This is a genomic window from Nitrospira sp., from assembly GCA_024760525.1.
Taxonomy (GTDB): domain Bacteria; phylum Nitrospirota; class Nitrospiria; order Nitrospirales; family Nitrospiraceae; genus Nitrospira_D.
Genome location: CP060499.1, coordinates 1,295,434 through 1,310,220, shown reverse-complemented (window position 1 = coordinate 1,310,220; position 14,787 = coordinate 1,295,434). Strand labels below are relative to the sequence as shown.

Annotated in this window: 9 protein-coding genes; 7 read left to right on the top strand and 2 right to left on the bottom strand. The window is 58.4% G+C overall.

All coding sequences use genetic code 11. The features are described from left to right. Window positions 1-30 precede the first annotated feature (30 nt). A complete protein-coding gene (locus H8K04_06205; GenBank protein ID UVT17138.1) occupies window positions 31-2,202 on the bottom strand; it encodes a glycine--tRNA ligase subunit beta in 2,172 nt (723 codons plus the stop codon). Next, window positions 2,199-3,092 carry a glycine--tRNA ligase subunit alpha gene (locus tag H8K04_06200; protein UVT17137.1) on the bottom strand — a complete coding sequence of 298 codons (894 nt, stop codon included), beginning with the start codon at window positions 3,090-3,092 and terminating at the stop codon, window positions 2,199-2,201. Before H8K04_06200 ends, H8K04_06205 begins: the two co-directional genes overlap by 4 nt. Before the next feature lie 1,002 nt (window positions 3,093-4,094). Between H8K04_06200 and H8K04_06195 the strand changes: the two genes are divergently transcribed. The 7 genes from H8K04_06195 to H8K04_06165 all read left to right on the top strand — a co-directional run bounded on the left by H8K04_06195 (window position 4,095) and on the right by H8K04_06165 (window position 14,753). Continuing rightward, window positions 4,095-6,392 (top strand): cytochrome c, encoded by a 2,298-nt coding sequence (locus H8K04_06195; protein ID UVT17884.1) that lies wholly within the window; start codon window positions 4,095-4,097, stop codon window positions 6,390-6,392. A gap of 30 nt (window positions 6,393-6,422) precedes the next feature. Further along, window positions 6,423-7,337 carry a hypothetical protein gene (locus tag H8K04_06190; protein UVT17136.1) on the top strand — a complete coding sequence of 305 codons (915 nt, stop codon included), beginning with the start codon at window positions 6,423-6,425 and terminating at the stop codon, window positions 7,335-7,337. A gap of 72 nt (window positions 7,338-7,409) precedes the next feature. After that, on the top strand, window positions 7,410-9,311 hold the full coding sequence (locus tag H8K04_06185) for a hypothetical protein (protein UVT17135.1): 1,902 nt from the start codon (window positions 7,410-7,412) through the stop codon (window positions 9,309-9,311). Window positions 9,312-9,347: 36 nt separating this feature from the next. Next, a complete protein-coding gene (locus H8K04_06180) occupies window positions 9,348-10,646 on the top strand; it encodes a hypothetical protein (protein UVT17883.1) in 1,299 nt (432 codons plus the stop codon). Next, window positions 10,643-12,154, top strand: coding sequence for a peroxidase (locus H8K04_06175; protein ID UVT17134.1), 1,512 nt, complete (start codon window positions 10,643-10,645; stop codon window positions 12,152-12,154). Before H8K04_06180 ends, H8K04_06175 begins: the two co-directional genes overlap by 4 nt. Window positions 12,155-12,243: 89 nt before the next feature. Beyond that, window positions 12,244-13,404 (top strand): catalase family protein, encoded by a 1,161-nt coding sequence (locus H8K04_06170; GenBank protein UVT17882.1) that lies wholly within the window; start codon window positions 12,244-12,246, stop codon window positions 13,402-13,404. Between the two features lie 74 nt (window positions 13,405-13,478). Then, window positions 13,479-14,753: a cytochrome P450 gene (locus H8K04_06165; GenBank protein ID UVT17133.1), complete on the top strand. Its 1,275-nt coding sequence runs from the start codon at window positions 13,479-13,481 to the stop codon at window positions 14,751-14,753. Window positions 14,754-14,787 lie beyond the last annotated feature (34 nt).

Below are 14,787 nucleotides of genomic sequence, written 5' to 3'. Positions count from 1 at the left end.
CCGGATGCCTGTCTCTTGGTCCGATTTGACCTACCGTCCTTGTACCACAATCTGGGAAAAGTCCGCGAATGACATGAACAGCCCATCGACCTCTTTGAGCAGCGACAGCCGGTTGCTGCGAACGGCCTTGTCCTCGGCATTCACCATCACGGCCTCGAAAAAGGCATCGACGGCGGGCTTGAAACCCACCAGCGCGTCCAGTGCCCGGCCGTACTCGCCGGCTTTGACCGAAGCCTCGATCCGGCCGCGTTCGTTCGTGACGGCTTTGTAGAGCGCAGTTTCGGCAGCGTCCTGAAACCGCGCCTCGTCGACCGCTTCCTGGGTCCATTGTTCTTTTTCCACAAGCCTGTGCGCCCGCTTGAACGCTACGATCAAGGAATCGAACTCCGGCTTTTCCGTCACGGCTTCGAGCGCCTTCATTTTCTGGACAAGATCGACGAGGTCAATCGCGTTGTCATGCGCCGGCTTCAACACCGACTCGATGACGTCATCGCGCAAGGCATACACGATCCGGCCGTAGTGTCGAACCCGCTCAAAGATAAACTCTGTGATGCGCAGGCGTGCTTCCCGTTCCGATCCCGGGGCGCCTTTGAATCCGTCCTTCGCCACGATATCCATGGCATGATCGATACATGTTCGGAGATTGATTCGAAGGTTCCCCTCAAGCACGATCCTCACGATCGCGGTGGCGTGACGGCGTAATGCAAAAGGATCTTCCGATCCCGTCGGGACGATCCCCACATGGAAAAATGCGGCGATAGAATCCAGCCGATCTGCCAGGGAAAGAATCTGCCCGGCCGGTGTCTTGGGTAATTCTCCTTCAATCGCCTTAGGCAGATATTGCTCTCGAATCGACTGGCCCACCGCAGTCGACTCTCCATCATGTAGGGCATACTCGCCCCCCATGATGCCTTGCAGTTCAGGAAACTCACCCACAATCCCCGTCAGCAGATCGGCTTTGGACAAAGCCGCCGACCGATCACAAACTTGCCGTAACGCATCCTGTCCAGGATCCAGATGAGCGGCGATCAAGACAGCCAGTTTTCTGATTCGCTCCTGCTTCTGGGCCATCGTACCGAGTTTCTGATGGAACGTGACGCCGGTGAGTTTTCTCCCCCGTTCCTCCAGCCTCACTTTTCGGTCTTCATCGAAGAAAAACTTCGCATCCGCCAATCGTGCCGCCAGCACTCGCTCGTTCCCCGCGCGGATCAGCGACATATTTTTGACTTCATTGTTGGCAACGGCGATGAACTGCGGCGCCAGCTTGCCGGACTTCTTATCCCTGATCGAGAAAAATCCTTGGTGTTCTTTCATCGAGGTCATCAAGACTTCTTGAGGAACCGCCAAATACTCCGGCTTGAAGTTGCCCAGGACGGCGCAAGGCCATTCCGTCGTATATACCGCCTGATCGAGGAGGGATGCATCGGCATTCAGTCCGACCCCGGCCTTGGCACAAAGACGGTCGATTTGCTCACGAATCGTGGTTCGGCGGCGGTCGGGCTCGATGATCACTCCCTGCCGCTCAAGCCCATGGGTGTAGGTCTTGAAATCCTTCACGGTAATCGGCTTTCCGTTGCCCATCACGCGATGACCGTATGTCCGATTGCCGGCTTTGATGCCGGCCACCTGTACCGGCACCACCTTCCCCCCAAACAAGGCAACGATCCATCGCACGGGCCTCGCGAACCGTAGACCCGTTTCGTTCCACTTCATGGCTTTCGGAAACGACATTTTTTCGATCAGTTGTGGCAGCAATTCAGGGAGAAGCGTCGCCGTCGCTCGCCCCCCATCACGCTTCACCGCGAAAAGATATTGGCCTTTTGGCGTTTCACGAGTCTCCAAGCTCTCCACAGGGACACCCTGGCCGGCAGCAAACCCTATGGCCGCCTTCGTAGGCTGGCCGGCTTGATCAAACGCTACCGTTCTTGACGGCCCCATTGTTTCCTTGACGACGGCTGTTTGATGGGTGGCCAAGCGATCGACGGTCAAGACCAGCCGTCGAGGTGTCGCATAGGTGTTGATCGATTCGAAGGTCAATCGCGCGTCATGCAAGAGACGGTCGGCACTTTCTCGAAGAGATGCCGCGGCTGGAACGATAAATTCGAACGGCAGTTCCTCCGTGCCGATCTCGAACAATAACTCGGCGTGGGCTTTGGCCGGCAGAGTCCGTTGCTGCCGTTTCTTGACGGGTGTGCGGCTCATCGATGCGTGACCTGCGCCTTCATCAACGGATGTCCCATCGCCGCCCGCTCATCGCGATAGCGCTCGGCGCATTGCCTGGCGAGAGCCCGCACCCGAGCGATGTAGCCCGTCCGTTCAGCGACGCTGATCGCCCCTCGGGCATCCAGCAGATTGAACAGGTGGGATGATTTGATGCAGTAATCGTAAGCCGACAGCGTCAGACGCTGATCGGTCTGCGCAAGCAATCGTTTGCACTCCGCTTCATTCGCCTGGAACGCTTGCATGAGCATGGCCACGTCCGCCTGCTCGAAGTTATAGCGCGACCCTTGTACTTCGGTCTCGTGATGGATGTCTCGATATGTGACACGGTCGGTCCAGGCGAGATCAAAGACGTTGTCGACTCCCTGGAGATACATCGCGATGCGTTCCGTGCCATAGGTGATTTCGCCGGTGATCGGGCTCAGTTCAATCCCACCGATCTCCTGAAAGTACGTAAACTGAGTGATCTCCATCCCGTCCAGTCTTACTTCCCATCCTAATCCCCAGGCCCCCAGCGTCGGCGATTCCCAATCGTCTTGGATGAAGCGGATGTCGTGGTGTTTCGGATTGATCCCAAGCCGAGCCAGACTGTCCAGATACAGCTCTTGGATGTTGTCCGGAGAAGGCTTCAGCACGACTTGGTATTGGTAATAGTGCTGAAGACGGTTCGGGTTTTCCCCATAGCGGCCATCGGTCGGGCGCCGGCAGGGTTGGGCATAGGCCGACCGCCAGGGTTCTGGTCCGAGTGATCGCAGAAATGTGGCCGGATGAAAGGTGCCGGCACCCATTTCCATGTCATAGGGTTGATGAATGACACACCCTTGATCGCCCCAGAATCGATGAAGGGCAAGAATGAGTTCTTGGAAAGTCACTGAACCTATAGCCTGGTCTGGAGAGATGATCAGACGCTTAGTTTAAGAAATAACTAGCCAGGCTAGCAAGAATGCTTTTCACCTGTCAAGGAACAAGCCCTCTAGATCAATGGCTTGTAGTTCGACAGGCGGCAAGATTCAGGATATCTTACTTATCACGCCTGTATGGTAGGGCGATTGAACTTCCGTATGTTCCCTCCATGACGATATGGCAGCTCTACATCATGGCATGAGCGAAATCGGCTGATCTCTCGCCCCAGCCGGTGCCGGAGGAGAGTCACAGCCATCGAATTCTTCTTCCTTCATCACAAAATAATCAAAACCAAACTACTACGTAAACACTGTCGAAACAGCGTACGCTCCCCGAGAAGCTGCTTCTCAAGCTGCATACCGTGAGATCGCTCCGCATTACATGCGCACCACTGTCTTACGGACTCGTTACTTTTGCTGGAGTCCGTCCCGACAAATCGAAAAATCTTCTTCGCTCGTATCTTTCTGTCTTCTTCGGTATCCGATTCGATACTCGTCTACGGGTTTAACTCTTGAGCTCCTTCTACTATCTCCACAAATCTGATGGTCATCCCCGGTCCGCGGTTCGGCAAGCTCTTTGCCTATTTGCTCTTTGGACAGTCGTTAGGTATCTTGCCGTCCAGGTTCATTGACTATGGACGGTTTCCGTCGAAAGGAGACCTCCATGAGCCGTCGAACGACAACTAATTCTCAGAATTACCAGAATCGCGAGAGGAGAAATACCGGTCTTATACCCTCTTCGGCAGCTCTCGACGAGCTGACCACACGTAGGTAGTACACCAAGAGCGACGGGCTCCTTGGGGAAGCCGCACGTAAGAACAGGAGGAAGACATGGTCATACGACGGACACACGCAGTGCTTACCATCATGCTCGGCCTGGCTTTGTTTGTCGGTGCATTCGCCCTACACGATGGACCGGTAAATGCCGCGAGCAACCCACCAATCACTTCACCGTTCCAATATGGCAAGAATCTGACGGAGGCCGAGCGAATCGGAGCGGACATTTGGTTCAACGCCACAGCCGGCAATGCGCGCTTCTTTACTTACGTCTATCAGCAACGGCTCGGCGTCATGATCGACTGGTATCGGGTCTTGCGCAGCGACGCGCGCGCGGAGCGCTTCCATCGGTGGGGTCTCATCAACGATCCGGACTGCTGTACACCGGGCGATCCTCAGTGTCCGGCTAAGAGTTATGACGAGACCTATGGGTTTGACTATTGCCCCGGCGATGACGAATTGCTCAAGCATGTCGGGAAGCCCGGCTATCGCGATCCCGCCTGCGATCTGAAGGATGTTCCACTCGCCAAAGATGATCCTCACGGTCCCAAAGATATGCGTCAGTCAGCCTGCGACCTCGAATTCGGCACGTCGACCGGAGCACTGGGGTTGCGAAAATTTCCCAATCCAAAGTTCAACAAGGTGAAATGGCTGAAGATCAACGGCGGGCACTTGGACTCGTGGGACGGCTACACGGCCAAAGTGGCGCCGCGGAAGGACCGTGAAGCGCCAGCGAAAAGTCATTTAGTCGATGGCTCCATTGAACCCCCCTACCGCATCGGCATGTCCTGCGGAGCCTGCCACATCGCCTTTGACCCACTCCATCCTCCTAAAGATCCCGCCCATCCGAAATGGGAGAATCTCTCCGGTACGGTCGGCAATCAATACGGCCGATTTGCGCAGATCTTAGGGTCAGGAATGGCGCCAAACACCATTGAGTACCAAATCTATGGGCATTCTAGGCCGGGCGCCGTCGATACGTCGGCCATTCCCAACGATCAGGTCAACAATGCCGGCACGATGAACGCAATTATCAATCTGGCCAAGCGGCCGACCTTTGAGGAAGACATCATCAAATGGCGCAAAACCAACCAATGTCCGGCTGGAGTCGACGAGCGGACCTGTTGGTGCGAACCGGGCAAGGACGGCAAGTGCTGGGAGCGGGGCCGAAAGAAAGAGTTCGTTCACCATATTTTGAAAGGTGGAGAAGACAGTATCGGTACCCTTGAAGCAATTCAACGTGTGTACTTCAACATCGGAAGCTGCTCCGAGGAAGGGTGGGTCAACCATCTCACGGATATGCGGCAACTCGATCCCACGATGCGCGGGTTTGGGCAGACGCCGTTCGACATCGGACAGGTTCGCCGGGACTGTCCGCAGTTCCGGGCGATTGAAGATCGCTTGGGCGAAATCGCTCAGTTCTTGTTAACTGGAGCCCCGGCCGATCTCTACCAAGCCCGTGGGTTGAAGAACAACGCCGCGCTTGTCGAACAACTCAATAAGGAATTCGGCAAAGGTGCAGTCGAGCAGGGCCGCGCGATTTTCGCGAGCAAATGCGCTTCGTGCCATTCCAGCCAGAACGGACCGTTCGAGAATCGAGACTTTCGAACGGTCTCCGCAGATCCCAAGGATAAAGGCATCCGCGTCGATTGGCTCGGGAACGACAAGCTCATCCCCGTGAGCGAAGTCGGCACAAACCGCTCGCGATCCCTCCATTCCAATCACATGCAAGGCCGCGTCTGGGAAGAGTACGCCTCTGAGACCTTACGGGCGAAGCCCGGCGACCCACAACTCAAGGAACCCTCGGACGGTGGACGGGGCTACTACCGAAATATCTCCCTGTTGAGTCTGTGGGCCTATGCCCCCTTCATGCACAATAACGCAGTGGGCCCTGAAGTCTGTGGTGGCCCGTTGGACGAGCACTATTACCCGCCGTATGTCGGTAAAGATGGGAAGCCACTGGCCAGCCCGCCGCCCTGTTGGGTATTCGATCCCAGCGTAGAGGGGCGATTCACGCTCTACAAAGCGTCGATGAAAGAGCTGCTCAACCCATCCCAACGAATTCCAAAAGTGACCGGATTCAATTCCGATGTGACCATTCGACTGTTCCCGAAGCTGGGTGACGACAAGCAGGAGCGTTTTATTGACACGGCCATTCGCTTTCCGGTCGGCACGCCGGCCGCGCGCATTGGGAACTTCCGCCATAAGGAGCTGGTGGGAGACCTCGTCATGGCGCGGGTAGATTTCGACAAACTGAAAACCAAGTACGCCGGCCGGTATGGAGCGGAAAAAGGCGAACGGATCGCCAAAACGATCCAAGACAAGGGCACGGAGCTGATCGCGAAACCGGGATCGATACTCGAGGCGGGAGCGGAATTGCGCGAGATCTACAGTAACAGTCTCGCGGTCATCGAAAACGATGGGCACCGATTCGGCGAGGATCTCTCGGATCAGGAGAAGGATGCGCTGACAGCGTTCCTCGCGACACTCTGATGGCATGAACCCTGGGAAGAGGTGATCACAATGCGACGCATACGATGGTTGATGTCGATCGGCCTGATGGTAAGCCAAACCGTTCTCCTTGGGTGTAACCCAGATCCGCCGCCGATTCCATTTGCACAGAGCGGCGAACGATATTCCGACAAGATCGACTTGGCCCGACTGGAGCACGAGTCCCCCCTCAAACCGGCCGATCTCATGAAGATCACGCCGGACAATCTCAAGGGGGCCACTCAGGAACAGGTCGATCAGATCTATGCCCGGCTGACAGCCGGCCCGGTTCCGGATGGGGTGTACGATGGGCAAATGTTTTTCCCGAAGGGATCGACCGAACGGGCCCGCCTTGCCGAAATCGTCGGAGGAGGCATCAAAGGATTCATCGTCGACCTCAAGGCCGCCACACTCGAGCACATCGGTGAATTTATCTGGAAAGGGAAGGTCTTTTATCGCAGCGAAGGAGTCCTTCGAAATCGCATCGAGGATCTGCTCATCCTGAAGCCGATTGTGGGTCCCGACATCGAGAGGATCCAAAAACTGGACGTAGACGGCAAGGATGCCTGGTTGTTGTTCCCCGCGAAACTCTATTGTGGTCAGAGCCTGCTGGATGGGCGTCGAGAATCCATCATCATCGACTATGCCTTTACGGACGACCTGCCTGGCTACCGTGAGATGCCGGACGTGCTGGCCGGACGGGAAGGCTTGGAGATACGCGACGAGATTCGCATGGTTCGCCCCGGGTTCTATCTTGGGCGTGCCTACATCAGAAAGGTCTTCGCATTGAATTTCACCCTCTATAACAAAGCGGTCGCGGAGAAGGAGGCACTTGGCTTTGTCGGCTCTGGGGCCATCACTGAAGACTGTTGGATCGGCAATCAACGCATGACGGCGATGACCAACAAGCCGGGCAACCAACATGCCCGGGTAGCGGAAACCCAGTGATTGCGAATGTCAAACGGACAAACCATGCGACGAATGGCCAGACCGTGGGCGACGAGATTGGGATGTATGGTCATGATCACGGTATTGGTTTCAGGATGTGATCCCCGAGATGCAGGAACGTCTGCTGACCAACGGCCGGCCAAGGCTGCACAATCTGCTGCTCTTTCGCCTCCCAGCTCCACGATACCACCATGGGTTGTCGATCCGACCGAACCAGGAACGAACCTTCCACCGATTGGGCGATCTCTGTTTGATTTCCTTATTACAAAGAACGTGAACGGTAAGAGGATCTATGACATTCCATTTCCGTTCTCCGCTCTGTTGGCTCGGATTGAATCGCACCTCCATTCCGAACGCGCACAGCCGGCCCTGAAGCGATTGCTGATTCCCGTCAACCGCTCGCTGCAGCGGCGGGCCGGCGACGGCGAGTACTTTACCTATCCGCGAGCTGTGCTCGCCGTCGATACGGAAGCCGATTCGGCCGCAGGCGCGTCGAGCCTCCATCTCAAAGATCGGCTCTTCATCGGCTACCACGAAAAGACGGCTGTATTGGAGATCATCAGCTATAACGAGGCGGCGGGCCGGTTCGAGTTTCAGATTGTCAGCGGCTATCTGGCCGGTGGAACGCCGACTGTCCGGTATGCCAATCGTGCACTCTGCACCGCCTGCCACCAGAATCAGAGCCCCATCTTTTCCCGTCCCATGTGGGATGAAACCAACGTGAATCCCAAAATCGCCGCGCTCATTGCGCATCAACGCCGCCAATATCACGGCTTTCCCATTCGACAAGGGGTGGGCGTGCTACAGGCCTTCGATGACGCCACGGACCGAGCCAACGAGATTTCGCTGGCCCACCTGCTCTGGCGCGAGGGATGCGAACAGGCCGATCGACCGGAACAGTCGATCAGGTGTCGAGCCGAACTGATCGAGTGGCTGCTCCGGTATGCGATGTCAAAAGGATCGGTCCGGGATTGGCAAACTGGAGATATCCGCGTGGAGCCACCATCCTTCCTTGCCGCGTGGCGAGCACGCTGGCCGCGAGGGCTGTCCATTCCCAATCCGGATATCCCTAACCGCAATCCGTTTCGATATGTGGCGGTAAGCGAGTTTCCAGGGCTCAGTGAGGTGGAAGCCACTGCCCTGGAGGGAGGTGAAGCACGATCCTTGTTTCGCGGGCCGCACGAACCGACGCTGCCGCGAGAACCACTGGAAGTGTGGACCGTCCCCGATACCCCACCGACACTCGAACGAGTCCTCGCTACGTTCGCGCAGTTTTTCACTAGAGCGGACCTCAATCGACTGGAACACGTGGCACATCGGCAACCTGAGCGGTTCAAATATGCGGTAGGCGCAATGGCACGAGAGACCTTGATGGGCCGAACCGATGTGTTCGCAAACCAGCCCTTCCGCCGTGTGACACTCTTGGCGGCACTCGATCAGCAATTGGGCGTTCCGGTCGCCGCTCGCTGCTGTCTGGATGATCGTGGCATGCCCCTCCCGGTGGACGACGAAGTTGCCTCTCATGCCAGACCCCGTGTCGCACACGAGGCTTCACCGATCGGCGGACACAAGACATTCCATCAGTATTGTGGTGCCTGCCATCATGGAGAGGATAGTTTCCCCCCGAACTTTCTCCATGGATCTCCTGCCGAAGTCGAGGCGAATTTATCGCAATGTGCCGAACGGATCTTCGTGCGGTTAGGTATGTGGGATCTTGCCGGTCCCGCACAGCTGGAAGCGCCGATGCCGCCGGCCATGCATCTATGGCATCACCGAGTGAGCCTGGACCAGTGGAAGAGTCATCCAGATCTGCAGATGCTTCGCAAGGAAACAGCGGCGGCGATCCACCGAACACGGGGTGCAACATTTAACCCGGAAGATTTGCTGCGACAGGACTACGACACCTTACCGGCCTGCCTCGCACCCCGTCGTGAACCAACCGTGGCATCGGGATCGGGAGCACACCGTGGATAGGCCGATAGCCAAGACTGCCACGAGATGGGTGATACCGTGACTCCGCAGTCCCAATTCATGCTGGTGGCGCAGGTCACGCCAGGCCGGGACCGCAGTCTGCGGGACCTGCTGAACACGATGAATTCGAAACCGGGTCTGGCCGACCCAATGAACGCGGTCTTGCCATTCGGACAGTTCGAACACCTCCATTTCGCACGGCTGGTGGTGCTGGACGATCCCACGCTCGGCGACGTTGAAGCGCACGGTGTCCCGCGCCCGAGCCTGCCCGTCCACCTTGCGTTTATCGGCAGCTGCGACGGATCAGCAGGCGAGTGCATCGCCGATCTGGCTCGGCGCGCGGATACGGGGTTGCGCCGAATCTTCATGCACTGCGACGGCTTCAAGGTGGATGAGGATCTACTACCCTGGATGCAAGCGCATCAATCTCGACTCGCGGCCAACTACATCAACTGGGTCGGTCGCACGGTACGGCAAGTCAAGGAGGAAAGCGCACTGCAACGTGCTCTCGCCGAAAAAGTGCCGCGCGCGTCGCTCGCATCGGCCACGCAAGCTCAGCAACTCCGGCGCGAGTTGATCGACTTCGTCGATGCTGAAGTCAGCGCTGGAAGGCTTGGCCTGACGCCGCCTGAGCCGACACCACTGCGTTGGCATATCGCCAAGTTTCTCCATCTCGTTGCGATTCCGCTGGCGGGCCTGATCCTGCTGCCGTTTCTGATCGTCCTGTCGCCGCTCTTGATCTTCATCTTGCGAACGAAAGAGAACAGCGACGCCGAAATATGCCCGCCCCCTGACCGCGCGGCGCTCCTGGAATTGCAACATCTGGAAGACCACGACGTGACCAACCAGTACACGGCGTTCGGCTCGGTCAAGCCGGGGCTGTTTCGCCGCTGGCTCGTGACTGTGCTGCTGGTGCTGATCGACTATACCTGTCGCCATGTCTTCACGCGCGGGTTTCTCGCACGCGTGCAGACGATTCACTTCGCGTTCTGGGCCTTTCTCGACGACAAGCGCCGGCTCGTCTTCACCAGCAACTATGACGGAGGCCACGAGGCCTACATGGACGACTTCATCAACAAGGTGGCGTGGGGCCTGAATCTCGCTTTCAGCCATGGCGTGGGCTGGCCGCGCACGCGATGGCTGGTCGCGCGCGGGGCACGCATTGAGAATAAGTTCAAGCACTACCAGCGGCGCCATCAGTTGCCGACACAGGTCTGGTACCAGGCCTACCCGGGCCTGGCCCTGGTCAACCTCAAGCGCAACCAGCGCATCAGGGAAGGGCTGGAGCTTGCGCACGTGACCGATACGCAGGCTCAAGCCTGGTTACAGCTGCTATGAGCACAATCCTGAGTCAGGGGAGGTCTGTGGAACTGGACGACGTTCAGGGCCTGGTGCGGTTCGGGTACAAGCACCTGACGGAAGCGTGTTTTCTCCTACTGCGCGTCAAGGATCCGGCCGCTGCGCGCGCGTGGCTGGCGCAGGCACCGCTAACGAGCGCCGTCAAGGCCGATCCACTGCCCGAGACTGCGCTCCACGTCGCCCTGACGAGCGAGGGACTGCGTGCATTGGAGTTCGCCCCCGATCTGCTCGCGGAGTTTTCAGCTGAATTTGTCGCCGGCATGGCGAGTGATGCCGCACGCGCGCGCCGTCTGGGAGATATCGGCGCCAATGATCCAAGCGGATGGCAATGGGGCGCCGGGGAGCGGGTGCCGCACGTCGCCGTGTTTCTATATGCCCGTTCCGGGCGACTGGCGGCGTGGGAACAGGAGATCGAAGCGCAATGCGAGGCCGGATTCATGCGCATCGAACGCCTGTCGACATCCGATTTACATGGCGTGGAACCGTTTGGATTCGTCGACGGCATCTCGCAACCGCAAATCGATTGGGAGCGCAAGCGCCCGGTGCGCGACCAGGACCAGCTCGAGTACAGCAACGTGAGTTGCCTCGGCGAGTTCCTGCTCGGCTATCCCAACGAATACGGGCTCTACACACCGCGTCCGCTGCTTACTCCACGGCGTGACCCCGATGCTCTCCTGCCGAGAGCCGAAGACGCGCCGGACCAAGCCGACCTCGGACGCAACGGCTGCTATCTCGTGTTGCGTCAACTTCACCAGGACGTGCAAGGCTTCTGGCGCGAACTGGACCGGCAAGCGGAAGGCAATACGGACGTGCGAGAGCAACTCGCCGCCGCGATGGTTGGCCGGAAGAAAAACGGCGAACCTCTGATCGCGCCAAGCGAGGACTCAGTCGCCGGCGACCCTCCCGCGCAGCAATCAAAACTGAACGACTTCACCTACGGAGCTGATCCGCGAGGGCTGCGCTGCCCGTTGGGCGCTCACATTCGCCGGACCAATCCGCGCAATGCGGATTTGCCGGGCGGCCCGGGGGGAATCCTCTCGCGTCTGTGGCGCATGTTGGGATTCAACGCAGCGGCGCTGGAACAGGATTTGGTCGCATCGACACGCTTTCATCGCCTGCTTCGCCGTGGGCGAACATTCGGTGCAGGCGTCACGCCTGAGCTGTCCGCGACGCAATCCTCGCCCTGCACAGAGACCGGGATCTATTTCATCTGCCTTGTGGCCAATATCAAGCGCCAGTTCGAGTTCGTGCAAAGCGCGTGGTTGATCGGGAGCAAGTTTGCCGGGCTCACCGGCGAAAGCGACCCACTGCTCGGCCATCGATTGCCGGACCCCGGAGATTCTCCCACCGACGGCTTCTCGATTCCGCAAGCCGATGGTCCGGATCGACGGCTGACCGGCCTGCCACAGTTCGTCACCGTGCAAGGCGGCGCCTACTTTTTCCTGCCCGGTATTCGCGCATTGCGGTACCTCGCAAAGGCGCGCTGAAAGGGGTCACCATGACAAGGAACGTGTTGGGTTCAAACACGAGCCGTCCGGTGCCGCCTTCCAATACGGGTTCGGCAGTCCTCAATTGGATCAGCGATACGTCCCTGCGACTGGTGCAACTGCAGCGGCGCATCGATCCTTGGATGCGTCCGGCCTTCGATGCGGTGCTGCGAGACCCGATCACGAGTCTGACCACCGCCCTGATCAACCGGCAGCGTCGGGACGAAGGGCTGAAGATTGCCGAGGAACGGGTGCAACCAGACGAAGAAACCTCGCTCCAATCGATTATCGATACCTTCCAAAAGCAGATGCGCGGGCTGTGGAAGCCGGGCGGATTCGAACGCGGCGGAAATACGAAGACCCACGGCATCGTGCGCGCGGAGTTCATCGTCCACGACGGCCTGCCGTCGCAGTTCCGACACGGTATCTACGCGCAGCCCAAGACCTATCGCGCATGGGTCCGCTTTTCCGGGCCCGGGCCCTACGTGACGCCGGACATCGACGACGTGGGGTTCATGAGCATCAGCATCAAGCTGATGGGAGTTCCCGGTCCAAAATTAATGGACGAGGAGAAATTCACGCAGGACATGTTTGGCGTGTCCACGCCGACCTTTGTCACACCGGACACGCGCGCGAACGCTCAGTTGCAGCTTGAGAGCCTGAAGAATGCGCAGATGTTCTACTTTTTCAATCTTCACCGTCCCCACCTGTTGGACTTCATCATGCAGGGACTGTGGATCAAGACGCAGAGTAGTCCATTCGAGGCGCCGTACTTCAGTTGCGTGCCCTATCTGCTGGGAGAAGGGCAGGCGATGCAGTATTCGGTGTGGCCGAAATCAAACAAGAAAACCCCAATCCCACGCCTGCCGCTGCGGCCGCCTGATGACTACCTGCGCAAGGCCATGGTCGCCGCCCTCGATGAGGGCGATGTCGAGCTGGATATTCGCTTGCAGTTACAGACCGATCCTCATCTGATGCCGATCGAAAACAATGCGGTGATGTGGCCGGAGCGACTGTCGCCCCGGGTCTCGGTGGCCACCTTGCGCATCCCAAAGCAGAAGTTTGACTCACCGGCGCAGATCGCGTTCGCGCGACGCCTATCGTACAACCCGTGGCACTGCATCGCCGAGCACCGCCCGCTCGGCAATCAAAGCCGGGCACGGCGCCGCATGTATTTCGAGTTATCGAAGTTGCGACACGACATGAACGCTGAGCCGCACTATGAGCCGACTGGGGATGAAACCTTTTAATTAGGCACACTCGCACACGGCGGATGAATTGGAATCACATTGTTCTGTGCATGTCAGAGGCGCCTGGTGTCCCCATGAATCACATGTCCCGGCTTCCCTCCACGTGGCGCTCCTGTCTTATCCCCCGCAGTGACACCATTCGAGCGTGGCTGATCGCGCCGTGGGTGTTTCGTCTATTCAACGCGATCTTGAGACGATGGGCACCGGTCCTAGAGCTGGGCAAACTGGTGATTGTCAGCCGGCACGCAGATGTGGTGGACGGGTTGGCGCATGACACCGAGTTCACGATTGCCGAGATCAACGCGGAGCGCACGAATCGCGACAATGGCCCATTCGTCTTGAGCATGGATCGTTCCCCGCAACATGACCGTGAAAAGGATCTTTTGAACGAGGTCATGCATCGCACGGATCTTGAACGCATTCGTGCCATGGTCTCGACCAAGGCCGAGGAATGCATGGCACACGTGCGCCAGCAGGGGTGGCTGGATGTAGTTGGTGGGCTGACCCGTATTGTCCCACTGCGCGTGGTCGGTGAGTATTTTGGGGTGCCAGGGCCGGACGATGCGGTGATGTTGCGTTGGATGCGGACGCTGTTCAACGATCTGTTCCTCAATCCCTTCGACTGTCCGCGGACCGTGCGTCAGGCGAAGGAATCGTTCGACCAACTGCGGCCCTATCTTCTCGGGTGGATCGCTCGGCGGAAGGACGAGATTGGCTCGGGCCGTCAGGATGTTCCTGATGACGTGCTCACCCGCATGCTGCGTCGACAGCGCGAACCCGGCATGGACTGGCTGGACGACGACACAGTGCGCCGGAATATCTCCGGCCTAATCATCGGGGCGATCGACACGACCAGCGCGTCCGCGGTTCGGGCCATCGACGAACTGTTACGACGTCCCGCCGCATGGGCCGCCGCTCGTGAGGCCGCCTTAGCCGGCGACGAGGCGACGGTGTCGCGGTATGTATTTGAAGCCTTGCGATTTAATCCGCATAACCCGTTCGTGACCCGGTACAGCCAGGAAGGGGCCACCGTCGGTCGCAACACCCCACGCGAGCGACGCCTCCCAAAGGGCAAGACCGTCATCTTTGGCACGTTCTCTGGGATGTTCGACCGAACGGTGTTTCATGAACCCGGGCAATTTCGGACCGACAGGAATCCAACAGAGTACCTGCACTCTAGTTCGGGTCTCCATGCCTGCCAGGGGCGCTACATCAACGGCGTGCAGATCCCACTGCTGGTGGCTGCCGTACTTCGGCTTGGCAAGGTATCCCGAGCATGCGGGTGGGACGGACGCGTCGCCTGGGATGGCCCTTTCCCGGATCGGTTACTCCTCACGGTGGCGGGTTGATCGAGCGTGGTCTCTCGTGGAAGCTGGTGAAAGA